The organism is Streptococcus sp. 27098_8_113, from assembly GCF_041432545.1.
Taxonomy (GTDB): Bacteria; Bacillota; Bacilli; order Lactobacillales; family Streptococcaceae; genus Streptococcus.
The window spans coordinates 57,480-81,247 of sequence record NZ_JAPVZU010000001.1 but is presented as its reverse complement, the minus strand read 5'-3'; the positions used below and the strand labels follow the sequence as shown (position 1 = coordinate 81,247).

17 protein-coding genes are annotated in these 23,768 nt (G+C 43.4%); 2 read left to right on the top strand and 15 right to left on the bottom strand.

Annotated features, from left to right (window positions below):
* Nucleotides 1–20: 20 nt before the first annotated feature.
* The 10 genes from O3644_RS00400 to O3644_RS00355 all read right to left on the bottom strand — a co-directional run bounded on the left by O3644_RS00400 (nt 21) and on the right by O3644_RS00355 (nt 14,099).
* Complete coding sequence (locus O3644_RS00400) at nt 21–1,304, bottom strand: response regulator (protein ID WP_371594784.1); 1,284 nt, start codon at nt 1,302–1,304, stop codon at nt 21–23.
* Nucleotides 1,305–1,310: 6 nt separating this feature from the next.
* A complete protein-coding gene (locus tag O3644_RS00395) occupies nt 1,311–2,954 on the bottom strand; it encodes a sensor histidine kinase (protein WP_371594783.1) in 1,644 nt (547 codons plus the stop codon).
* Nucleotides 2,951–3,571 carry a DUF624 domain-containing protein gene (locus tag O3644_RS00390; RefSeq protein WP_371594782.1) on the bottom strand — a complete coding sequence of 207 codons (621 nt, stop codon included), beginning with the start codon at nt 3,569–3,571 and terminating at the stop codon, nt 2,951–2,953. The genes O3644_RS00395 and O3644_RS00390 overlap by 4 nt, the downstream gene beginning before the upstream one ends.
* 134 nt (nt 3,572–3,705) lie before the next feature.
* Complete coding sequence (locus O3644_RS00385) at nt 3,706–5,187, bottom strand: ABC transporter substrate-binding protein (RefSeq protein WP_371594781.1); 1,482 nt, start codon at nt 5,185–5,187, stop codon at nt 3,706–3,708.
* A gap of 85 nt (nt 5,188–5,272) precedes the next feature.
* On the bottom strand, nt 5,273–6,205 hold the full coding sequence (locus O3644_RS00380) for a carbohydrate ABC transporter permease (protein WP_371594780.1): 933 nt from the start codon (nt 6,203–6,205) through the stop codon (nt 5,273–5,275).
* Nucleotides 6,206–6,217: 12 nt separating this feature from the next.
* The gene (locus O3644_RS00375; protein ID WP_313962911.1) at nt 6,218–7,138 is read right to left on the bottom strand and encodes an ABC transporter permease subunit; all 921 of its coding nucleotides are present in this window, start codon (nt 7,136–7,138) and stop codon (nt 6,218–6,220) included.
* 167 nt (nt 7,139–7,305) lie between these two features.
* A complete protein-coding gene (locus tag O3644_RS00370; RefSeq protein ID WP_048766415.1) occupies nt 7,306–9,189 on the bottom strand; it encodes a family 20 glycosylhydrolase in 1,884 nt (627 codons plus the stop codon).
* A complete protein-coding gene (locus O3644_RS00365; RefSeq protein ID WP_371594779.1) occupies nt 9,174–10,052 on the bottom strand; it encodes an ROK family protein in 879 nt (292 codons plus the stop codon). The genes O3644_RS00370 and O3644_RS00365 overlap by 16 nt, the downstream gene beginning before the upstream one ends.
* Before the next feature lie 94 nt (nt 10,053–10,146).
* Nucleotides 10,147–12,786 carry an alpha-mannosidase gene (locus O3644_RS00360; RefSeq protein ID WP_371594778.1) on the bottom strand — a complete coding sequence of 880 codons (2,640 nt, stop codon included), beginning with the start codon at nt 12,784–12,786 and terminating at the stop codon, nt 10,147–10,149.
* Between the two features lie 23 nt (nt 12,787–12,809).
* Nucleotides 12,810–14,099: a glycoside hydrolase family 125 protein gene (locus O3644_RS00355; RefSeq protein ID WP_048766422.1), complete on the bottom strand. Its 1,290-nt coding sequence runs from the start codon at nt 14,097–14,099 to the stop codon at nt 12,810–12,812.
* 169 nt (nt 14,100–14,268) lie between these two features.
* On the opposite strand from O3644_RS00355, the gene O3644_RS00350 reads away from it, so the two are divergent.
* On the top strand, nt 14,269–16,368 hold the full coding sequence (locus O3644_RS00350) for a GH92 family glycosyl hydrolase (RefSeq protein ID WP_371594777.1): 2,100 nt from the start codon (nt 14,269–14,271) through the stop codon (nt 16,366–16,368).
* Nucleotides 16,369–16,656: 288 nt separating this feature from the next.
* Here the strand turns inward: O3644_RS00350 and O3644_RS00345 are convergent, their stop codons facing one another.
* The 3 genes from O3644_RS00345 to O3644_RS00335 form a co-directional block, all read right to left on the bottom strand.
* Nucleotides 16,657–18,360: an alpha-L-fucosidase gene (locus O3644_RS00345; RefSeq protein ID WP_048766162.1), complete on the bottom strand. Its 1,704-nt coding sequence runs from the start codon at nt 18,358–18,360 to the stop codon at nt 16,657–16,659.
* 240 nt (nt 18,361–18,600) lie between these two features.
* Entirely contained in the window at nt 18,601–19,578 is a 978-nt protein-coding gene (locus O3644_RS00340; protein WP_048766159.1) for an AraC family transcriptional regulator, read from the bottom strand.
* A gap of 18 nt (nt 19,579–19,596) precedes the next feature.
* Nucleotides 19,597–20,415 carry an oxidoreductase gene (locus O3644_RS00335; RefSeq protein WP_048766156.1) on the bottom strand — a complete coding sequence of 273 codons (819 nt, stop codon included), beginning with the start codon at nt 20,413–20,415 and terminating at the stop codon, nt 19,597–19,599.
* Between the two features lie 187 nt (nt 20,416–20,602).
* Here O3644_RS00335 and O3644_RS00330 point away from each other — a divergent pair, with 187 nt between their 5' ends.
* The gene (locus O3644_RS00330) at nt 20,603–21,748 is read left to right on the top strand and encodes a low temperature requirement protein A (protein ID WP_048766155.1); all 1,146 of its coding nucleotides are present in this window, start codon (nt 20,603–20,605) and stop codon (nt 21,746–21,748) included.
* Nucleotides 21,749–21,786: 38 nt separating this feature from the next.
* Here O3644_RS00330 and O3644_RS00325 read toward each other — a convergent pair whose 3' ends face one another.
* Complete coding sequence (locus O3644_RS00325; RefSeq protein ID WP_371594776.1) at nt 21,787–22,824, bottom strand: alcohol dehydrogenase catalytic domain-containing protein; 1,038 nt, start codon at nt 22,822–22,824, stop codon at nt 21,787–21,789.
* A 727-nt stretch (nt 22,825–23,551) separates the two neighbouring features.
* On the bottom strand, nt 23,552–23,758 hold the full coding sequence (locus O3644_RS00320) for a CsbD family protein (RefSeq protein ID WP_005591616.1): 207 nt from the start codon (nt 23,756–23,758) through the stop codon (nt 23,552–23,554).
* Nucleotides 23,759–23,768 lie beyond the last annotated feature (10 nt).

Genomic DNA, 23,768 nt, shown 5'->3' with positions numbered 1-23,768 from the left:
CACTCACTTTAGCGATTTCATCACTCGACTTGCTTCCGATAGGCCTTAGGCGACTTGCCACACAGCTTCCGAAAGACTTTGTAGAAATAACCAACATTGCTATATCCAACTGCATAACAAACGTCTTCTATACTGTCATTTTTGGCAAGTAAGAGCTGCTGGGCAGCCTTGATGCGCTGCTTATTTAGCAACTCTGCAAAAGTGGAGTTGGTCTCACGCTTGATTAGCTGCCCCAAATAAACTGGATTGATATAGAGTTCCTTGCTGATATCTTTTAGGGATAAGTCTTTTTGATAATCACGACCAATCACCTCCAAGACATTGGCAACATTCTCATTCATTCGATACTGAGCGAACAAATCTGAGAGCTGATCTTTCATATAATCCAGCAAGTCTGCAAAGGTATTCGTGCTTTCAATCTTTTTGATAATGGTTGTCATATCGTCTGGTTTCAAATGCTGAAACAGATGGTAAACATCCATGATAAACTGAATGAACAACTGTTTGGTAATTGAAACTTCAGGCGTATTTTGCAGCACGATATCCTTGAGCAAGTCCAATTCGTCCAAAATCTGACCGATATTTCCTTGAATAATTACACGATACATGGGCTCATAATAGCTAAAGAGCGGATTGGTTTCTTGCAAGCTAACCGTTCCATAGAATAGAGTTTTTTCTAGATTAAGCTTGAAAGCCTGCAGGCCTTGTTTATAAGGAGCTGTGAATTCTTCTAGATAGAGTGCTTCTTCCTTTTGCGAGGATAAAAACAAATAGCCTGTCTGTCCTAAAATACTATAAGGAACTGAAACTAGCCCTTTTTCTTGAGCAGCTGCTCCCAACCAGACACTATCGAAGGATTTGAGATAAGTAGCTATTTCATCTTCGCTTGTCTCTTCTTTAAAAATCAGCTCTAGTTGATTATTGGAAGAACGGTCAAATTCCCTTTCCAATTTTTCTAAGATTGCTGCCAGTTCGACCTTATCGACTGGCTTCACCAGATAATCTGCCACCTGCAAATTAAGAGCGGTTTTGACATATTCAAATTCTTGATAGCCTGAAAGAATTATAAAAGCTGCATTGGGCAGGGAATTCTTCATCTGCTCAATCATCTGCAAGCCATTCATCCCTGGCATATTGACATCGGTAATGACCAAATCCACAGGATTGTCCTTGATATAGGCGAGGGCCGTTTCCGCATCATTGGCTGTAGAAACAACCTGCATATTCCACTTTTCAAAAGGAATCAGCACCTTCAAGCCTTCTGTGATCATGTATTCATCATCGACTAGTAATACTCTGTACATCTTTTTCTATTCATCCTTAATTTCTATAATATAGGTCACTCCTTGGTCCTTTTGAGATTTCAGTCGGATACTATAACGGTCGCCAAAAAAGAGCAAGAAGCGTTCATGAATATTCCGAATACCAATGGATCTTTGCTGTTCTCGATTCTGGGCATCCATTAGCTCTCGGCTGGTCAGAATGTCTTGGATTTCGGCCAAACGGTCAGCTGGGATGCCTCGACCATTGTCTTGGATCATCAACCTTACAGCGCCGTCTATCTTTTGAGCCTTGACACTGATGACATTATCCTTCCTGCGGTAGTCGATGCCATGGGCAAAGTAATTTTCAATCAGCGGCTGAATACTAAACTTGGGAATCATCATTTCTTCCAAGCCTTCTTCAATTTTGAAGCCATAGGCCACTGATTTGGGATGCCGAACCATACAAAGATAGCTATATTTCCGACAAAATTCCAATTCATTTTTCAAACTGCTTCTGGATTCATCTGAGATATTATTTCTCAGCAGACTGCTAAATTCATAGATAATATCTGCCAACTCTTCCTGCCGCTGCATAACCGCATACATCCTGATAAATTCCAAGGTATTGTACATAAAATGAGGATTGATTTGCGCCTGCAAGGCCCTCATATTAGCATCTTTTTGGCTAATCTCCAAACGATAAATATCCCGAATACTCTTGTCCAGACTGTCCAACATGGTATTGGTCGTTGTCGCAATCAGAAGCAACTCCTGCTCCTTAGTCTCTGTCGCAATGCGCTTCTGATTTTCACCATCCGTGATGAGATGAAGCGTATCCACAATATCAACGACCTGCCTTTGGTAATTGAGAAAGATCCTCTGCAAAGCGGCATATAAAACTCCAACCAAAATCAGACCAGAAAAAATAATCAAACCAGTGCTGAAAACCGTTTTCTCTATCACATAATGCGCAGGCACTGCCGTCTGGATAGTATAATTGTAAATGGTTTCTTTTTTGATCCAGTCATCTTGGCCAATTCCTTTTGTATCGCCAAAATGCAGGATTTCTTTTTTATAAGGCGAAATAACGCTGAGAGCGAGTGGAACATCGCCCCGCGTATTATCGACAACCTTGTTGAAGACCTCCTCATCAATCCGAATGTAAATCGTTCCAATGACTTGATCGACTGTCTTATCATAAATCGCAATGGGAAAGGCTTCTCGTGCAGGCCTGAATTCTTCAGCTGGAATCTGCATGCCGCCTCGGGCTTGCCTTGTAGAAACAAAAACGGTTTTGTAATCATTTAAGGCAATATCAATGCCCATGATAAATTCATTTTCAATATAAATATCATTGATATTTTTGTGAAGGGATACCTGAACATAAGTCGGTACATCCGCAGATAAGCGCCAACTAGCGTACTCAGAGGGACTCATGATAAAGTAGTTATAAATCCCGTCCAACTTTGCTTGATTTTCAACCAAACTTTGGGCTAGCTGATTAGCCCGGCGGTTATAGTAATCCACTTCGTCAGCCAAGCGCGTAGCTGCTCGCTGTGCAATCTGCTTGGTCTCATTATAGCGACTCTGCCAACCGGAATAGGACAGGATGATACCCAAGCATCCCACAATCGCCACCATAATGACAGCATAGACTTTTAGTAAAGAATGGAGCCAAAATTTCTTCATGATTTTTCTGTTTTCAACTTAGACTGAATGGTTTGGTAAATTGGGTCTAGGACATCACTGATGAAAAAGTGCCAAAGCCCAATAAAAACAAAGAAGAGTAAAGCCGGCATAAAGTAGCTGGCAATCAATAGCAAGATTGTCCCCAATAAAAGTTTCAGCATGGCTGAAATATTGAGAAAAACACCAATCAGAGATAATTTTAAGCTATTTTTATAAGAAAAATCAAAAAAAACCTGCAATTTCAAATAAACTGCATACACTGCTGGCGCCAAAAGCAAAAAGAGCAAATTTGCAATCGTCAACAAGAGATAAAGGATCGTTTGATGAGGAAGCTGGATGAGGAGATAAATTCCATAAGACAAAAGAGCCTGCACTGCAAACAAGGTCAAGAAAACTTTATTTGTAGCAAGGAAATTTTCTTTAAACAAATCCCACGCTTCTTTCCAGTGATATTTTTTATAGTCATAGCCATATTGCTGAAACAAAGTCATGAGCACACAACCGGCTGGAGCAAGTCCAAAAACAAGACCTCCACACAGAGCCAATACCCAAAAAATAGCGGACGCAAGCATGGCCATATAAATTCGTTGAAAAATCCACTCAACTAGTCTTCCCATTATTTTTCCTTTCTGTTCTTTACATTCTGTACATTATAAAATTATAACACATTTCAACCGTTTCCAAAAATTCCTCTCAGTCAAAAGAAGAAAAATCCTCCTCAAAATATGACGAGGAGGATTTATGATTTTGCTTATTTCTTAGCAGCAAGGAATTCGTCGTATTGTTTTTGCATTTCTTTCAATACTTTATCGTATGCTCCTTCAGATTTCAGTTTGTCCATCATCTTAGGAATTTCAACGTCAGGATCAACTGTACCAGTGTTGATTGCAGTGTCGTATTCTTTCATTGTGTTAGTGATGCTAGATACTTCTGCCTTAACTGGATCTACATTAAAGTTAAATCCAAGAGCTGGTGATTCTGGTGCTTCTGCAAGAATCTTCTTAGAATCTTCGATTTGTTGATCTGTTACGTTTTCATTGATGTAAAGGATCCAGTTGTTACCTGTGTTCCAGCCAGACATGTGGGTATTACCATTGTAGCCTTTCAAAGTACGAACGCGGTTTTCTTTACCTTCAACTTTTTCCCAGTTTTCGCCTTCTGGTCCATATACAAGGCCGTTCAGCAATTCAGGATTAGTGTTAAGCAAAGTCAACAATTCCATTGATTTTTCTTTGTTCTTAGAGTTGTTTGAGATAACGAAGTTCGCTACTTGAGTAGTTTGGTTCTTCTTGTAGTTCTTAGTCAGTTGGCTGATTTCGATCTTACGGTTAGCTACACGAGAAAGCAAGCTGTTACCATAGTCAGCAGGTCCTACTGTTTCTTCACGAACGAACCAAGAATCTTCAGACAATTGATATGCAGTATCGCTAGTTGCTACGTCTTTTGGAATATAGCCAGCTTGATAGTACTTATGGATGGTTCTGAGGCTATCCAAGAAACGAGGAACTTCGTAACGGTTTACAATCTTAGTTGTATCGCCTTCCAAGTCAATAACGAAAGGAAGGCCGTTCGTTACAGGATAATCAAAGTTGTCAGATGGGATAAAGTTCTTACCGATAGCGAAAGGAACAACTTTTGGATCTTTTTCTTTAGCAGCTTTCAAAACTGGTTCCAAATCTTGGTAAGAATGGATATTTGAAATATCGCTGATACCATATTTTTCAAGAAGTGGTCCGTTGAAGGCAAAGTTTTGTGAAGAAGTTACATTGGCATTAACTGGAACAGCATAGATTTTACCGTTGACAGTGTTTCCTTTGATGTAAGCTGGGTCTAAAGAATCGTAAAGTTTTTTACCTTCTTTTTTGTAGAGCTCAGTCAAGTCAGCATAAGCGCCTTTTTGGGCATTGATGACATAGTTTTGAGCGAAGGCGATGTCGTAGTTTTCACCTGATGAAGTGATAACGTTCATTTTTTGTTCGTAGTCACCCCAACCGATGTATTCGATATCCAACTTAGCATCGATTTCTTTGCCGATAATCTTGTTAGCATTTTCGAGCAATTTGTCCAAATTATCTGGTTTGTCACCGATTTGGTACATCTTGATAACTGTCTTACCATCATCCGTTTTAGATGACTTTTGGTTGTTACCAGTAAGACTACCGCAGCCTGCTAGGAGGCCTGAGAAAGCTAGGAAGCTAGCAGAAGCTAGGGCATATTTTTTCCAATTTTTCATAGAAAAATCTCCTTTTAATTTTTTATATACAAATTTAATAATGTGAGTTTTTAGTAGTAAAAACTCTAAGACTAAAGGGGGCAAGCTATTCTTTGACGCCTCCGATAGTCAATCCCTTAACAAAGTAACGTTGGAAGAATGGATAGACGCTAGCGATTGGCAAGGTTGCAATTACGACCATAGCCATACGACCAGACTCTTTAGGGAGAGATCCTGTCAAGCCTGCCAGCTGAGCACTCGCTCCCGCACTCTTAGACAAGTAGTCCATATTTTGCTGAATCTTCATCAGCAAATACTGAAGGGGAACTAAGTTGTCACTGCGAATGTAGAGCAGGGCGTTAAACCAATCGTTCCAATAAGCAAGGGCAGTGAAGAGAGTGATTGTAGCGATACCTGGAAGAGATAGTGGCAAGCAGATTTGGAAGAAAATCCGAGTCTCGCTGGCACCATCAATCTTAGCAGATTCAATAATCGCTTCTGGGATCGTTCTCTTGAAGAAGGTTCTCATCAAAATGATATTGAAAGGACTAAGCAGTAGTGGCAAAATCAAGGCCCACACTGTATCTCCTAAACCAAGCAAGTTGGTCATAACGATGTAAGTAGGGATCATCCCTGCTTGGAAGAGCATACTTGCCATTGCAAACAAGGTAAAGAAGCGTTTGAATTTAAAGCTTCGACGTGAAATGGCATAGGCGTAAGTTGTTGTGAAAAAGACATTCAAACTAGTACCTACTACCGTAATCACCACTGTCACAAAGAGTGACTGCAAGAGCTGATCTTTCAAGCCAAATAAGAATTCATAGCCCGCCCAGCTAAACTGTGATGGCCAAAAGGCAAAACCATTATGAACCAAACTGCTTTCATCTGTCAGCGAGATGATGATGACAAAGAAGAAAGGCAGAACACAGGAAAGCGAGAAGATCGCAATCAAGATGTTAAAGAAAAAATCGGCTTTTTTACTAAAGGAGTGAATTCCCACATTATCGACTTTTTCTTTTTGAATTTTTGGGGATTTCATAAGTTCCTCCTTCTAAAAGAGAGCAGATTCTTTATCAATTCTGCGGACAATCAGGTTGCTGACGATAACAAGGATACAGCCCACAACTGATTGATAGAGACCCGCAGCTGACGCCATCCCGATATCACCTGTACCGGTCAATCCACGATAGACATAGGTATCCAAAACGTTGGTTACACTATAGAGCGATCCTGAATCATGCGGAACAGTATAGAACAAACCGAAGTCCGCGCGGAAGATATTTCCGACTGCTAGAATGGTTAGTACTGTGATCAGAGAAGCCAAAGATGGCAAGGTGATATTACGGATACGCTGCCATTTTGTAGCACCGTCGACCGTTGCTGCCTCATAGTAAGTCGGATCAATTCCCATGATACTTGCATAGTACAAAATACTACTGTATCCTAAGCCCTTCCAAATACCAATGAAGAGGATGAAGGCTGGCCAGAAAGAGACCACTGTATAAAAGTTGATATTCGGATTGTGCAATAAATTATTCAGCAAGCCCTTACCAGGGTTCAAGAAAGCATCTACGAAGAAACTAATAATAACCCAAGAAAGGAAATACGGAAACAGCATGGTTGTCTGATAAATCTTTACCATCTTTTTCGAGCGAAGTTCGCTAAAGATAATGGCAATTCCGACAGAGAAAATCAATCCTAAAACGATGAAACCACCATTGTAGAGAATGGTATTTCGTGTAATTGTATAAGCATCTCTAGAATTAAACAAGAACTTGAAGTTATTGAAGCCCACCCATTCACTGCTCATAAGGCTATGGATGAATCCTTCGCCGCTTAGTTTGAAATTCTTAAATGCAACGACGTTTCCTAAAACTGGTATATAGAAGAACAAAACAAACCAAATAACTCCTGGTAAGACCATGAGCAAGAAAATAAAGTTTTCTTTTAGTGTTTTGATAACCTTATTCATTCAAATCTCCCTTTCTATTGTTTTGATATCGTTTTCATGTTTCTATTATATGCCTTTTTCTATTCTCATTTAAACTCCTAATTATAGAAAAAACTATACAAATTATTTATCTAATATACAGATAAAAAGTAGAATAGAGGCATGAAAACTATGATCAAACAAAATAATTACGTTGTGTAAATCGTTGACGCTGTAGCGATAGTATGCCACTGGTTGGCTGTTGTGGCTGCAAAGTCCTTGTCTCCATAAAAGTCATTGAAAGGCAAGATTTCTTGCTCTAATTCTTCTACAGAATCAAGCTGACCAGTTGTGTATTGCTGTAGGCGTTCCTGCGCCCGTTTGATGCGCTTGAGCAAGCCTCCAAAGCGGATATCAATGGTATCCAGTCCGAAAATTTTATTTTCTAGCTGCCATTGGCGACTGAATTGCTCGGCAAAGTCTTCTACTTTTTGATAGAGCAAAGGCAAGTCTTTTTCAGCTAGTTCTGCCAAGCGATCCTTGTCTCCTACACGATAGGCTTCTTGAATGCCAGATGTGACGGCAATTTTCAAGGCCAAGAGCGCATTCAACTGAGCCTGAGTCTCAAAGAGATAACTATATTCACCAGCTTTGTAGCTGACTTCTTGCAAGGACTGAGCGGCAGCTCCAAAATGCTGCTTGTCTTCTTCAGGTCGGATATGGCGTTCCAGCAAAGGACAGAGAATATCTTGATAAAGGATATAACGATTTGGATTGATACCGCTGAGGTTTTCTGGTAAGCCTGGCAATAGATTGGCCAAGTCTACTTTCATAAAATCATCAACATCAAGGCCTGTGCTCACCAAGAAATGCTCGGCTAATTTATCTAAATCATTTCGGTAGGCTAGTTCTGCCCAAATCTGCAGAGCAGGCAGGATTGAGAATTGTGAGGTTTCTCCACCGTTATCTCCCCAGCCAGTCACAATCACTTCCTTGACATGATTCTTCCGGCAAGCCTTATTGGCTTCGAGAGCTACCAAGCGACTGAAATGATTGTGAGGTGTAAAGCCAATCCACTTCCAAGCACCGCCAGCAAAAGCAATGTCCTGACTGATTTTGTGATGATTTTGGAAGTTACGGTTGTATTTTTCCTCGCTATCTTGATAGTAATCCCAGTAAACCAAGGTCACACGGTCTTTGAGCCGCTCTAGATAAACTCGAGTTTCCTCTGGGATTTCCACATCACGGTCATACTGGCCATCTGCTGACATGAGCTTGAAGAACATATCGCTCCACATCTGACAGTGGAAACCGTACTTATCAGCGATATCCAGCACGCGCTCAAGATGTTGGCACATGAGGAGACTGCGGTTTTGGAAACCATGCTGAATCAAATAACGTCCGAGACCAACCAAGTGGGCTTCGTCCATCCCGATATTTATCTTACGTGTGCGAAGCTGGGACATAGTCTTAAACATGCCTTCGATAAGGTCGTAGACCTTTTCTTCCCCAATCAGTAAAATATCCTCAACATCTCGAAGCTCCTGCACTTCCTTGACACCCCATTTGACAAAGGCTGACAGATGGGCCAAGGTCTGAATACAAGGCACGAAGGTCAAATCAAAATCTGCGGCATAGGCTTCAATCTCTTGCAATTCTGCAACAGTGTACCGGCCTCTGAAATAGCCAAAATAGGGCTGGTCTTCTATCTCATAGGTATCTTCCATGTAAAGTTCAAAAGTGGAATACCCCATCAAGGCCAAGACTTCAATCATTTTCTTAGCCGAGTTCAGATTCAAGACGGCGTTGCGAGAGCAGTCGGCCATATAGGCCAAGTCCTCATAGGCCGCTCTTTCCTCAATCTGTACCTCATCCTGCCCTGCTTTGAGAGCGGCAGATAAGAGGGCTAAAGCACGATAGAGCTGATGAGGCTTATGATAGCTGACTTGATAACGTCCCTGATGGCCTTCCACCTTGATTGAGACGGCTGAGCTAGGAACAAGACTGACTTCAATCTCACCCAAGTTCAAATATTTTTCTAAACGAGCAAGAGCCTTTTCTTGCTTGCTTGATAATCCTAAGAATGTGGCCATTGGCCTTCCTCCTGTAACCAGTTTACTAAAGCACCATAAAGATTAGCCTCCCCCTTGTAGGTACATGCTAAAATTTCTGGTGCCACCGAATACTCTTCATAACGTTCAACATAATAAGCAATCGCTGAGCGGACACCTTGAATAAAGTCAGGATTTTGGCTGATGGAGCCGCCCAGACTAATCACATCTGGATCGATGAGATACTGGATATTGAGCAAACCTTGTGCAAGATTACGGTTCATCCGCTCGATAGCTTCTTGACAAAGGGCATTTCCTGCCGCAGCCTCTTGGTAAATCTTGCGACCATCCCAGTCTGCCTGCCCTGATTTCTCGACCACGTAAGCTACCATGTTGCCAGTTGAGGCAAGTTGCGACCAGTTATTGAGTTTTTCAGCAGGTGCTAGGGTTGTCATATAGCCAAACTCCCCACCCAAACTGTGGCGACCACGATGAAGCTTGCCATTGATAATCATAGCTCCACCAATCCCAGTGCCAATAACCACACAGGCTGCATTTTCTAGCTCTGGATGAGCAAGAAGTTCACTCAAACCAACACAGTTGGCATCATTTTCTAAGTGAACCGGCAAACCATAAGAAGCCAGCTTATCATACCAAGAAAAACCGTGAATATAAGGAACAGCGCTAATCCCACCAATGACTCCTGTCTCTCGGTCAACCGCCCCAGGCACACTCATGGCAATGCCTTGGTAAGCCTGCTTGGAAAGACAAGAATCCAGCCAAGTCAGCAAGTCATCTAAATTGTCTGGCGTAGCAAGCTCTTGCTTTTCTCGTATCTCTCCTTCTTTGGACATAGCCGCAAACTTGATACCTGTACCGCCTATGTCAATTGTTGCAATAAGCATTTTTTCTCCTTTCTCTGTTTTCTAGAACTTGCAAGGCAATAGGGCAAGGAACTAAATTTTCAAATATTTAGTCCATTGCCCTAGCCTCCTCTTTTTAATCTTTTTTCATGAGCTCTGTGCGAATTTCCTGTGGTCCTAAGATTCCATCTTTTTCTGGAAGTACTTCTTCCAAAAGGTTGACTAGGGTTTGGGAAGCAGTTGTCACTTCTTGCTCTTCTTGGGTCATATTGTAGTAACGAAGTACGATTCCTGACTCATCTTCAGCCACTTTCAGGGCTGTCGGACAAATTTCTGCTAGGTTCAAGGCAGGGTGATCCAAGGCTTGTCCAGCTGCCGCAACACTTCCTTCTTGTTTGGAAATTTGCAGAGCTGTCAATGGTGTTTGGAAGGCTTTGGCCCGACGGTAAGCAGCAAATCGCTCTTGTGGTTGGTGGCATTCTACTGTGTATTCGACTTGGAAGTCACGCAAGCACTGCGCTTCTGGCGTTGGGAAGTAGCCCCAGTCGCCCAGCTCACCTGTTGCCCGCAGAATAGTGACCGCAATCGTATCATCGCCTAAAATCTCGTATTCATTTAGGCCTTTATTGGCTACTGTGACTGCTTTTTGATCATCATAAAGACTGACGAAGGCTTGTTGGTGCTGTGGATTTTCTGGATTTTCCCATGAAGCAGCTGGTTGGTTGTTGCGACGAACCACTTCGTAAATACTGTCTGAATCGTTGGTTTTACTGCTGTTGTGAGTCCTGAAGAGAACACGGATGCGGTGATCCTTAGCGGTATTGGTAAAGCGAGTCTTAAAGCGCAATTGCGGACTGTCCGCAAAGACCGTCAACTCAGTTGTCAAGGTCATAGTTGTCAATTCCGACGAACGACCTGCTGAGCGCGTCATAAACTCAACGATGCCCTTTTGTTCCTGATTCAATAGTTCGTCTGCGCTTACTGGCAAGGTCAATTCATGGTTTAATTCCACCTTGGTATAGCGGGCATTGTTTTCCAACACCTTAACGCCAGCCAGTTTTGCATAGATTGGCTCTGTATTTTTGGGTTGGAAGTAGATATACTCATTTCCAATGTCGCCCCGATCTTCAAAGCGGAGGAAGTCTTCATAGGCTTCGTGGGTCGTCTTATCATAGACGGTCAAATTTTCATCAAAGCTGATAGTCACAAATGGAGTGTCAATCACGCCATTGCGGTAGAGGCCTTCATGCTCTTCTTTTGCGTCAGGAAGCAATTGGAAAGTTTTCCAAGCCAGAGGGGCTAGATGAATCGGCAAGGTCACGCGCAGCTGCCGAGCAATATAAGCCTGACGGAAGCGGTCTTTCGGTAGGTCATATTGGAAATTAGCTCCCAAATCTTCGATTTTAGCTTCGACATAACGACCATCCAAATCCTTCACAATTAAGTCTGGAATTGTCAATTCTGCCATTCTTCGATAGGCTTCTGTCGGATGCGCTTCCTTGAAATCACAGGTCGCAAATGTCACATCTACAGAAATGGTATCTACCTTGTCATGGAGCCCAGTATTGATAACGGTGAAGAGCAGGTCACTCTCAGCTTGGCGGCTATCTAATTTTTGCTTCCATTCTTCCAGTAGGTTGCCTTTGACAAATTCGCCCACTTGATTAACCTTGGCAAAGCGGATCTCCATTTCGCGGTGAACTTCGTCGACACTGCAGCCGCAAATGCTATCGTGCGGAGCATTTTGCAAGAGGGTCTTCCAAGCATAAGTCAGCTGGTCTTTGTGATTGTGACCGCCTGTGATAACAGTCAGCGGCTCAACCACCTGCTCTAGCAAGTTACTGTTTTCTTGGAAGGCCTGCTTCAGATAGATGCGGGCTGAAGAGGTATTAGCCAAGGTGTACCAACCATCCGTTTCTTGGCTGGTCAATTCGCCTTGAACTGTTGACAGTTCCTCAGGCAGGGCCGCTTCCACAGCTTGCATATAGTCATCAAAAGAACTGTGCACAAAGTTGATTTCTGGATAAAGCTCATTGGCCACTCGGATGGCTTGGCTGAGGTTGCGCTGAACTGGCTGGTGGTCACAGCCGTTCATCATCAGCCATTGATTGGTAGAGGCATAGCTCTTCACATCTGCTAACTTTTGCTCCCAAAAAATCTTCGCTTCCTCAGGGTCGACTGGGATTTCATTCCCATTGCTGTACCAGTTGGCAAAGAGAATGCCTAGAACTTTACTGCCATCGGCACCTTGCCAGTACATTTCAGAGTACTGAGAAGTGAACTGCTCGTCCTCTAAGACTTGGTTGTCAAATCCGATTGGCTTCACTCCTCGGCCGAAAGCTGCTACATGAATGCCAGATTGCTGCAAGAGCTGAGGCGCTTGTCCCATATTTCCAAAAGTATCAGGGAAATAACCAATCTGAGTGGACTTGCCCCATTTCTTGCACTCCTGCTGACCGATCAAGGTGTTGCGGACATTGGCTTCGCTGGAAATCAAATAGTCATCCTGCAAGATATAGAAAGGCCCGATTTTTAGCTTGCCCTCGTCAATATAGCGCTGCAGTTTATCGCGATTTTCCGGACGGATTTCCAGATAATCATCCAAGACAATGGTTTGCCCGTCTAGGTGGAAGCTCTTGAAATCTGGATCATTCTCAAAAAGATCAAAAAGATTGTCAAAAAGCTCGACCAACTGCATACGGTGGGATTCAAAAGGGAGATACCATTCGCGATCCCAGTGGCTGTGAGAAATGATATGTACAGTAATATTTTCCATTTTTGTTCCTCTACTTGTTAATTCTATACCTCAATTTTTAAATCATAATAATCTAATACTAATTCGCAGAACATCATGTTGGCCCAGCTGAACCATTCACGAGAATACTTAGTCGGGTCGTCCACATGGAAGCTTTCGTGCATAACACCTGTACCACCATCGCAGGCCACGAGCAAGTCCAAAATTCGACGTTTTTCTTCCTTATCGTGCGTGGTCAATCCTTGAATGGCTAGGGCAATCGGCCAAATATAACGGTAGAAGGTGTGTGAGCTACCAAGTCCCGCAGCATATTTACCCTCGTAATAGTAAGGATTTTCTGGGCTCAGAATGGTGCGGCGTGTCGCTTGGTAGACTTCGTCGTCAATTGAGCAAAAGCCTAGATAAGGCGCTGCTAAAAGGCTTGGTACATTCGGATCGTCCATAATGCTGGCATTCCCCAGACCGTCCACCTCAAAAGCGTAAATCTTTTCACCCTTGGCATTTTGGGTGTAGGCGTAGTTTTCAATTCCTTCCTTGATTTCCTTTTGCAGGCGCTGCGCATGCGGAACGATCTCCTCAGCACCCTCTAAGTTCAATTTTTCAAAAATTTCTGCCACATAGCCCAAAACAACCGTTGCAAACATATTAGACGGTACTAGATAGCTGTAAATACAAGCATCATCACTTGGACGGAAGGCCGACCAAGTCATGCCTGTCACTGCAAAGTCAGGGCCTTTGCCATCATTGACCAAGGTATCTTCCTTGCGATCTGTATCACGGACAAAGCGATAAGAAGACTGGTTGTGGTCCTGCTCGATCGTCCAAACTCGTAGAATTTCTCTGACTCCAGCAACAAAAGTAGCGTCTAGATGGCTCGTTTCCCCAGTCTCTTTCCACAAGAGATAAGCCAGCTGCAGAGGATAGCAGAGAGAATCCACTTCGTACTTGCGTTCCCAAATCCAACCAGACAGCTCTGTATGATCTGTCTCATGGTGACCTTTCCAGTTGTCAGCGATATTAAAGGCATTAGCATAAGGATCTTTGAGAATCAGCGTCATCTGACGTTTAACCAAGCCAGCAATCGTTTGACGAATTTTTGGATCTTGCTTAGCTACAAAGAGGTAGGGCTTGAGCTGAGCCGTCGAATCCCGTAGCCACATAGCTGGAATGTCGCCTGTCAGCACAAAAGTAGACCCATCTTCTAAGATTTCGACCGTGTTATCCAAGGTATCCGTATAGCAACGTTCAAAAACAGAAACCCAAGCTGGGTGATCCTGAGCTAACTGGGCGATAGAATCCAACCATTTCCCAACAATTTCTTTAGAATAAACCATATTCCTTCTCCTTTTTCATACTCGTTTACATTCTCTAGTATAGGCTAAACAGTTTTTAAAATATATACACAAACTAAAGGCCTTTCGATCATATATTTTTGCCTTGTCCGCTGCTTCCTGATTCATGTTATAATCAAGACAAAGCAAGCTGGATTGAAGGAGATTTCCCATGAAAACAATACTAGAAACGATTGATACCCGCTATGGAACGGACAATTCCCATAGCTTTTCCCACGGCAATACCCTGCCCTATACAGGGGCACCATTCGGTATGAATTATTTCGCTCCTCAGAGCAGCCATACAGATGGTGCTTGGTTCTTTAAACCGGACTTACCCATTTTCCAAGGTATTCGTCTGACCCACCAGCCCAGTCCTTGGATTGGGGATTTCTCTTGGCTCCTGCTCACGCCTGTCACTGAAAAGATAGGCAAGCCTGATATCTATCACCGCCAGTCGTCCTATCGACCGGACGAGAGTATTTTTCAGCCACATTATTTGAAAGTTCACTCCAACCGTTATCAAGTCAGTACGGAACTGACTCCGACTACTTACGGAGCCTGCTTCCGCCTCACAAGCCGATTGACCCTGCCTATCAGCCTTATCCTGCACAGTGAGGCTCAGACTTATTTTCGGATGCTGGACGCTTACACGCTTATAGGTAATTTAAAAGAAAAAACCAATCCAGCCAAGCGGCCTCTGACCATGCATGTCTGCCTGCGCTTTGATCAGCCCATTCAGGCCAGTCATACCCTTGGAGAGGACTTGGTGCTAGACTTTGAGCAGGGACAACTGCAATTCGCCCTAGCCACTTCCTTTATCTCGGAAGAGCAAGCTGTGACGAATCTGCCCCAAGCTGACTTTGATACGGTGAAAGAGCAGACCAAGCAAGCCTGGGAAAGCTATCTCCACCGATTTGATGTTGTGGAACAGGGGAAGGTTGACCGCCGCATATTCGACCAGACTCTTTACCGCCTTTTCCTCTTTCCTCAGACCTTTTATGAAATTGATGCTGAAGGACAAGAAATTCATTGGGACTTTAGCCATCAGACTGTCCAGTCTGGCAAATTCTTTACTAATATTGGATTTTGGGATGGTTTTCGAACCAATTTTCCTCTCCTAGCTCTTATCGCACCCGACACCTATCACGACTTTCTAGAAGGATTTCTGAATTTCTATAAAGAAACGGGCTATCTCCCCAAGTGGCTGGCTCCTGATGAACGGGGTATGATGCCAGGAACCTTGATTGACGGTGTCATTGCGGATGCCGCTGCGAAAGATCTCATTCCTGACCTAGAAGAGGAATTGTTCCAAGCCATGCTGGACACAGCAGAGAAAGAGGATCCTTCCAAACGTTACGGCCGACACGGGGCTAGCGACTACCAAACCTTGGGCTACCTGCCAACAGATTATCATGAAAGCGTCAGCCACACGCTGGACTATAGTTACAGCGACTTTTGCATTGCCAGCCTAGCCAGCAAACTCCACGAGGAGCAAGTAGCCCAGCGATACGGCCAGCAGGCACGCCATTATCAAAACCTTTTCGACTCAGAAACGGGCTATATACGGGCCAAAGACCGACAAGGACAATTTCGAGCCGACTTCTCTCCTTACAGCTGGGGCCGAGACTATGCCGAATGCTCTGCTATTCAAAATACGCTCAGCGTCTTCCATGATATTGAAGGCTTGAAAGAGCTTATAGGCGGTGAGCCAGCCTTTACCGATTATCTGACTAGGCTCTGTCAGGACCAGCCTTATTTTGATGTCACAGGCTACGGCTACGAAATTCACGAAATGAGCGAGATGGCGAATGCCCACTTTGGCCAGCTAGCCATTTCCAATCAGCCTAGTTTCCATATTCCCTATCTTTTCCGCTATAGTAGCAGGCCAGAATACACTAGTCTGTTAATCAAAAGCTTAAGAGAAGAGGCTTTTCAGGCTAGTTGGCAGGCTTTTCCTGGAGACGAAGACAATGGCAGTCTTTCTGCTTGGTATATCTGGAGCGCCTTGGGTCTCTATCCGACTTGCCCTGGCAAGCCTCACTATGACTTAGGTATCCCGCTCTTTAACCACCTGCGCCTCTACCTGCCACAAAATCAAAAATGGTTTGATATTTACGCTCATGATAACTACCCCCACTTCCAGTTTGTGAAAAAGGCAGAATTAGACGGACAAAGCCAGCAGCGAATTTCCCATGAGGACTTACTGGCTTCTGACAGGCTGGACTTCTACCTATCTTGGTTGCCAAATTCATCCTCTACACACTCATAAAAACAGCAAGAGGAGTTTGGGACAAAAAGATTTCAATTTTTAAAATCTTAATTATTAAGCCCTTCAAATCTATCATTAAATGCGAAAAGCGAACAAAGCAGAATTCTGATTACCAGAAAACTAGTTTTGTTCGCTTTTTATATTTAAGGTCGGACTTTTGTCTCAGACTCCTCAATTGTCTTTGGATTGTCAAGTAAGACGCAGTGGTTGAGTGGGCTCTATTAGGCTGGTTTCATCAGCTTTTACAGCCCTACTCAACTGTGCGGAGGGGGACGACGAAATCGAATTCTAACTTCCCTTGACCTCTATCTTGAGTCTGCTTTGACGACCATCCTCACGGCTGGCGCAAAGGTAAAAATTCAATTCTTGCTGACCTGTGAAAGCCAAGGTTGATAAGGTCAGCTCTTTGTTGCTCTCGCCCGAAGCAAAGCTCACATCCCAGATTTGATCCTCATAAGCCGTTCCGTGCGTTCCTGTGCCAGGCTCCGTAACCAGTCGAATCTGCTCCGCCTGCTCCAGCCCATCTAAACGACGTAGACTAATCTGAGTCAATTGCCCCCCGATTACTGTGTCCGCTGCTTGTGAAAGTACCAAACCAGAAGGTCTCTTCTCTTCCTCCATAATCGCTGGTGTCCTGTACACGCCCAGCTTACTCAACAGTGGCAAGGCTTGAAAATCCGTCAAAATCAAGCGCAAGTAACGAGCCTCGACCATTTCACCCAAAAGTAGACGCTTATAGCCAATCGTATGACCACGGGCAAAGACAGCCCAGTCATCCTCTTTCTTCACTTCTAGAATAAAACCTGCGATCCGTTGCCCTTTGGCAATCGGTTCTCTGATTTCTAGCAAATTAAAAGTGCAACTGCGACCGAGGTCAATCTCTAAGACATAGGAAGTTTCCTCCGCATTCGGAGCCCAGAAGGTCTCCCTTTGGCCGTCCGTCAGATTGCTTGCTGGATAGCCTGCCCTTTCACTGCTACTTGTGACTTCAGCCTCCGTAGCCAAGTCTTCATCGTAAAGGCTAGAGATAACCTGATGAAATTCCTGCAGGCGCTGGACATCGACTTCCGCCAACAAACCTTCCTTGGTCGGAGGCACATTGAGCAAAAGCGGTGTCCCCCGCCCCACCGAAGCCAGATAAATATCCAGCAAATCCGCCAAGGACTTGGGTTGCTGACTGTCATGATAAAACCAACCCGAACGCAGGGACACATCTGCTTCCCCAACAGAATAGTGCGTACCTTCTGGATCCCCATGGCAAAGATAGACAGGCGGTGTCTGCTCACTTAGCTTTTCTGGCCGAATCTTCTGCCACAAGGGATCACCAGCTCGGCCACTTTCATTGCCAATCCAACGCAATTCAGTCGCTTCAGTTGAAAAAATGACAGCGTCCTTTTGATAGCGACGAATGGTCTCAAACCAAGCCTCAAACTCATAGGAAAGCTTTTGAGCCCCTTCTCCACGCGCCCCATCCATCCAGATTTCAACAAATTTCCCTTTATTGCCATAAAGTGGATTACTCAATATTTCTTCTAATTGCTGCTGGTAATATTCATTGTAGGCTTCTTGAGTATCTACGTGATAGAGCGGACTGTGGGCATCCCAAGGCGAAAGATAAAGCCCCAAATCCATATCATACTGACTGGCTGAGCGTGAAATCTCAGCCAAGAGATCACCCTTACCATCTCTCCACGGACTGGCAGCCACCGTATAGTCTGTATAACGACTTGGATAAAGAACAAAACCATCATGATGCTTGACCACGACAATGACCCGTTTAAAGCCTGTTTCTTTCAGAACCCTGATCCACTGGTCTGTATCGAGTTTAGTCGGATTGAAAAGCCGAGGATCTTCTTGACCATTTCCCCATTCCTGCTCGTAAAAAGTATTGATGCCAAAATGGATAAAAGCGGCCAATTCATCTCGATGATAAGCCAGCTGAGCCGCTGAAGGCAAGGGGCCAAAATCCACAATCTCTTCCAATTTTTTCATAAGTCTCGCTATTCCTCATTTCTTCCTAGTCAATCTCTTCTCTAGCTCCACTATAACAAAAAAAGAAGACGCTAACAACGCCTCCTTTCTGACTTCCTAAAAAGCCACTCTTTCTTCTATAATTTGTTGAAAAACTTTATGAAATGCATCAAATCTGAACATTGAAAATGGCCTAACTTGATTTATCAAACTGACAACACAATAGCTATCATTTCTTTTTAAAAGCTGCATTTTTAAGTATTATTTTGCTTTATTTTCTTCTCGATACTCTGAAATGGTCTTTCCTGTCCACTTTTTAAAGGCTCGCGAGAAGGAGGACACTTCTGAATAACCCAGCAGATAAGCCACATCATCCGTTGTCATATCAGGATTTTTGAAGTAACCAAAGGCTAGAATCTTCTGCACATTTTGCAATTCTTGATTAAACTTGGTTCCTTCTGCCGTCAGGTTTCGTTGCAAGATCCGGCTACTAATACCGAGAGTCGCTGCGATATCTTCGATACCAAAGGCGCCGCTTGGGATAGCTTGGTAGAGTTTTTGCTGGACGAGACCTGTAAAACTTTCACTGGCCATGGCTTCTGCCAAACGTTCCTTAAGTTGGGGCTCTAGGTAGTCCAACATGATATTATTGACAGTTAAAAATGGTTTCTCCAAGTCTGCCTTTTTAAAGACAACTTCATTGCCCTCCATTTCTTCCACGTGACAACCAAGCGTGGACTGACTCAACTCTTCATAAGTATAGGGAGTCCCGACATGTACTGGCGTGATAGTTTCTCCCGTCCCTGTCCGAATCAAATCCACCAATAACAACTGTTCATTGAGAATGGCAAAACGAGGCAAGTCGAGACCTGGATAATCATAGCGGTAGCTAACACGGACAAGGTCATCGAAGGTTTCGATACTGACAACAATGGGGCCTGTGATTTTCTTGTATTTAGCAAAATGCTCCATCGCTGCGAGACCATTTTTTGACGAAAGTGCCGCAAAGAAAGGTGGCATGAACATTTGAATATCCTTGATGCGGCTCATAGCGATAATCTGCTCATCATTGGCTACCTTGTCAAAAGCCGTCAAAAGATGGTAATAATCCAGAGTTGAGGGATTCATCTCTTCCTTCCAGGTGGTATCTGGAAGATTGGCCAGTTCCAGGATCATGTTCAGATCCAGCCCGATCAGTTTCAAATTGTCAATATACTGCTGACTGAGACTCAGACGCATCGGCTTCCTCCATTTCTATTAACGCATAGACAAGAGCATCATACGGTCGAAGAATTTGTCGCCAAAGATACGACGGATACCAACCAAAAGTTTTCCTCCACGTCCAACTAAGTAACGTGTCTTAGGGTTACGAGCGTTGATGATTTTGAGAACAGTACGTGAAATCACTTCTGGTTTTGAACCTGGTGCTGGGTTGTTTTCCATGGCTTTGATATATCCATTGACCAAACGGCTGTAAGCTCCGTTCTTAGACTCGTAGGAGAAGTTTTGACCAACTGTTGCGTTGAAACCAGTGTTGATCATACCTGGCTCTAAGACAACGACCTTGATACCAAATTCTTTGACTTCCATACGGAGGCAGTCACTGAATCCTTCAATAGCGTGTTTTGATGCGTGGTACCAAGCTCCAAGTGGTGTGTAGATTTTGCCACCCATTGATGAAGTATTAATGATAAGCCCCTCTTTTTGAGCACGCATATATGGCAAGACTTTCTTTGTCAAGCGTGCCACACCATAAACATTGACTTCAAATTGTTGTTGAGCTTTTTCCATAGATACATCTTCTACTGGGCCATAGAGACCGTAACCTGCATTGTTCCAGAGAACATCGATACGACCTTGTTCAGCGATGACTTGCGCTACTACTTTCTCGATATCTTCTTCATTGGTCACGTCCATCTTCATGATGTGACCTCCGAGAGCTTCCAAGCCTTTCATCTTGTCCACGCTACGAGCAACTGCGTAGACTGTGTGACCTGCTTTAATGAGGTCTTGAGCTGACAACTTTCCCATACCTGATGAAGCGCCTGTGACTAAAATAACTTTTTTGTTTGACATGATGATTCCTCTTTTGTTTCATTTGATTGATGAGACTATTATACGATACAGAAACTGACAGGTAAATGACAATCTCTGACAACGGAATGATAATTTACGTCAAGAATTCTGATAAAAAACAAGTTTTCTAATTCTATTTATTTTCTGTTATAATGAATTGTTAGAAATTGCCACGAAAGGATTTACAATGACAAATCTTATCAAACACAAACGGGTAGAGTTTAGTGAGCTTTTTTATGACTTGGTCTTTGTTTACGCGATTTCCAAAACCACTGCCCTCATTCATCATCTTCACCATGGTGTCTTATCATTAGATGCTATCTTTGGTTTCCTGATGTCACTTCTGGTTCTGGTCAATTCTTGGATGATTCAGACCGTCTACACGAATCGTTACGGAAAGAATTCTCTTTTCAATATGGTCGTCATGTTCATCAATATGGCCATGCTGCTCTTGATAGCAAACATGATTACTAATGACTGGCAGTCCTATTTCCATGCTTTCTGCTGGACAGTGGGAACCTTAACCTTAACCCTATTTTTCCAATACCTGGTAGAATACTTCCGGAAGTCTACCACTTCGGCCAATCGAAAAAGTATTAAGGGCTTTCTTTGGATGACCGGTCTCAGAACTGTCCTGGTCTACCCAGCTGCTCTCTTGCCAATTCATCTTGGAATTCATGTCTACATAACTGGGATTCTCCTGACCTTTATCATGCCCGTCCTATTGACCCGAAAAGTTTCCCATTTTCAAATTAATCTTCCCCACCTGATTGAACGCATTTCGCTTTTAGTTATCATCACTTTTGGCGAGATGATTATGGGCCTAGCGGACTTCTTTACTCTGGAAAACTTCTCCATCTATTCTATCCTTTACTTTATCATCATGGTCAACCTCTTTATGAATTACTTTGGTCAGTTTGACCATGCCATTGATGAGGAAGGGGAGAATAAAGGAATTTTCCTCATTTACAGTCACTACCCTATCTTCATCGGCTTAATTATGGTCACTGTGTCTATGAGTTTCTTGGTAAATCCTGAAGCTCATCACCTCTTTGCGACTGGTTTCTTCTATACGGGTATCGGGCTCTTCCAAGCTGCCATTCTGGCAAATGGCTATTTTAACAAGAGCTACCTCAAGTATGACAAGCTCTACTATGGCTTACAAGCTGCATTCTTCTTTATCGGACTGGTTCTTTCCCTGCTTTTCTCAGCCAATCCTAACATCGTTATTACGATTGCAACCTTGATGACTTTAGCAACGGAAATCCATTTCACACATTTTTATATGACCCAAACCAAGAAATTCTCAACACCGGATTGGGATTTGTATTAAAAAAATTCTAGTAGACAGCCTCTACTAGAATTTTTGTTTTAGTCAATCACAATCAACGACTTAATGGTCTTGCGTTCATCCATATCTTTATAAGCTTGATCGATCTCTTCTAGTTTATAGCTGGAAGTAAAGACGCGACCTGGATTGATATCGCCATCAAGAACTGCTTTCAATAAGAGTTGTTTGTCGTAGGTTGTGACAGAGGCTGCGCCACCCGCCACTGTGATGTTTTGTGCAAAGGTGGAACCAAGGGCACGATTATTATAGTGGGGAACACCAACAAAGCCTAATCGGCCGCCGTTGTGAAGGACTCCAAGCGCTTGGTCAACAGCTGCTTCTGTTCCGACACATTCGAGCGCAGCATCAGCTCCGCCACCGAGGATTTCGCGCACCTTGGCAATGCCTTCTTCGCCACGTTCAGCAACCACTGCTGTTGCTCCTGATTCAAGCGCCATCTTTTGCCGGTCTTCATGACGGCTCATGAGAACAATCTGAGAAGCGCCACGCATCTTAGCGGCGATAACAGCGCATTGCCCAACAGCCCCATCACCGATGACGACTACCTTGTCACCTGCTTTAACATCCGCCACACGCGCTGCATGGTAGCCTGTCGGCATGACATCAGCCAGCGACAAGAAGGACTTAAGCATCCCTTCTGAATAATCTGACGGCTGACCCGGAATTTTCACCAAAGCCCAGTTGGCATACTTGAAGCGCATATATTCTGCTTGCACCCCATCTGACCAGTTATTGCCAATATGCCGGTCACAAGTCCCGTCATATCCTGCTCGGCAAGCGTCACAGTCCCCACATCCATGAGTAAAGGGAGCAATGACAAAATCGCCTGCTTTCACAGTCGTTACTGCTTCACCGACTTCCTCGACAATCCCGATCGCCTCGTGTCCACTGTTCATGCGCCCAGGCTTCACCTGCTCATTTCGATAACTCCACAGGTCAGAGCCGCAGACACAGGTCCGAACAATACGGATAATGGCATCATCTGGATCTAGAATTTGCGGATGATCCATTTCTGCTAGTCCAACTTGACCAGTCTTAAGATAAACTGCAGATTTCATTGCTTTTCTCCTTGTGTTTTGCTAACTATATTATATCACTTTTCAGAGACCTAGCCTAAGGGAAGGTAAAAGAGTTGCGTGACAATTTTCTTTCCCAGCAAGCCCTACCCATCACTTTTTAAAGCCGCTTTCTTAGTCCTCACTAGCTGAGGCCATACTCCAGCAATAGCTGCTGAATCCATCAAAATGACCTCTAGCGTGACTCGGCTAGAGGTCTGATTCACCTTGCTGATATGGGAGCAATCAGTTTATTCCATTCGGAACTGACTAACAATGATTGTTGATTATTAAATTTTTAATTCCTTTAAGCGCTAATGATTTTCTTTTATCTTAGCATTAGAAATATTAATCACAAAGCAACTATCGGTTAACATCTCGAAGACTGAAAACCATCTAAAAGCTTCTACTTTCTATCCCACTGTCATAATCAGATAGGCTAAGCAGGCCTACCCAATGATCTAACCAATAGTCCAGTAAAGCAACGACTTATATGTTACAAATAAATATATCAGCAAAGCAAATCGAATGCGAAATTAAGTTTTTCCTTTCCCTATCTTCACTTGTATTATACTCCTTCTACCAAAAGATTGCAAGCGTTTACGCTATGGAGTTTGAAAAAATTTAACTAAAAAGAATGAACATAAAAAAGTAAAGGAGACCCTAAGATGAGGTCTCCTTTAGACTATAGTTGATTTCTACCAGCTACTATATATAATACAGCATAACCTTATTTCTCGTCGTCTTTATGAAGCATATTTTTAACACCTTCAATAGCGCCTTCAACTGCATCTTTTGCATCTTCAGCAACTTCTTTGACTTTAGAAACAACTTTTTCAGCTGCTCCTTCTTTTTCAAGTTTTTCGTCACCGATTACTTTCCCAACACCTTCTTTGACAGCGCCTTTAGCTTGGTTGAATTTTTCTTCTGTTGACATAGCTATGTCC

Coding starts and splice junctions, on each gene's coding strand:
- O3644_RS00400 (WP_371594784.1), bottom strand. CDS start 1,304: ATGTACAGAGTATTACTAGTCGATGATGAATACATGATCACAGAAGGC.
- O3644_RS00395 (WP_371594783.1), bottom strand. CDS start 2,954: ATGAAGAAATTTTGGCTCCATTCTTTACTAAAAGTCTATGCTGTCATT.
- O3644_RS00390 (WP_371594782.1), bottom strand. CDS start 3,571: ATGGGAAGACTAGTTGAGTGGATTTTTCAACGAATTTATATGGCCATG.
- O3644_RS00385 (WP_371594781.1), bottom strand. CDS start 5,187: ATGAAAAATTGGAAAAAATATGCCCTAGCTTCTGCTAGCTTCCTAGCT.
- O3644_RS00380 (WP_371594780.1), bottom strand. CDS start 6,205: ATGAAATCCCCAAAAATTCAAAAAGAAAAAGTCGATAATGTGGGAATT.
- O3644_RS00375 (WP_313962911.1), bottom strand. CDS start 7,138: ATGAATAAGGTTATCAAAACACTAAAAGAAAACTTTATTTTCTTGCTC.
- O3644_RS00370 (WP_048766415.1), bottom strand. CDS start 9,189: ATGGCCACATTCTTAGGATTATCAAGCAAGCAAGAAAAGGCTCTTGCT.
- O3644_RS00365 (WP_371594779.1), bottom strand. CDS start 10,052: ATGCTTATTGCAACAATTGACATAGGCGGTACAGGTATCAAGTTTGCG.
- O3644_RS00360 (WP_371594778.1), bottom strand. CDS start 12,786: ATGGAAAATATTACTGTACATATCATTTCTCACAGCCACTGGGATCGC.
- O3644_RS00355 (WP_048766422.1), bottom strand. CDS start 14,099: ATGGTTTATTCTAAAGAAATTGTTGGGAAATGGTTGGATTCTATCGCC.
- O3644_RS00350 (WP_371594777.1), top strand. CDS start 14,269: ATGAAAACAATACTAGAAACGATTGATACCCGCTATGGAACGGACAAT.
- O3644_RS00345 (WP_048766162.1), bottom strand. CDS start 18,360: ATGAAAAAATTGGAAGAGATTGTGGATTTTGGCCCCTTGCCTTCAGCG.
- O3644_RS00340 (WP_048766159.1), bottom strand. CDS start 19,578: ATGCGTCTGAGTCTCAGTCAGCAGTATATTGACAATTTGAAACTGATC.
- O3644_RS00335 (WP_048766156.1), bottom strand. CDS start 20,415: ATGTCAAACAAAAAAGTTATTTTAGTCACAGGCGCTTCATCAGGTATG.
- O3644_RS00330 (WP_048766155.1), top strand. CDS start 20,603: ATGACAAATCTTATCAAACACAAACGGGTAGAGTTTAGTGAGCTTTTT.
- O3644_RS00325 (WP_371594776.1), bottom strand. CDS start 22,824: ATGAAATCTGCAGTTTATCTTAAGACTGGTCAAGTTGGACTAGCAGAA.
- O3644_RS00320 (WP_005591616.1), bottom strand. CDS start 23,758: ATGTCAACAGAAGAAAAATTCAACCAAGCTAAAGGCGCTGTCAAAGAA.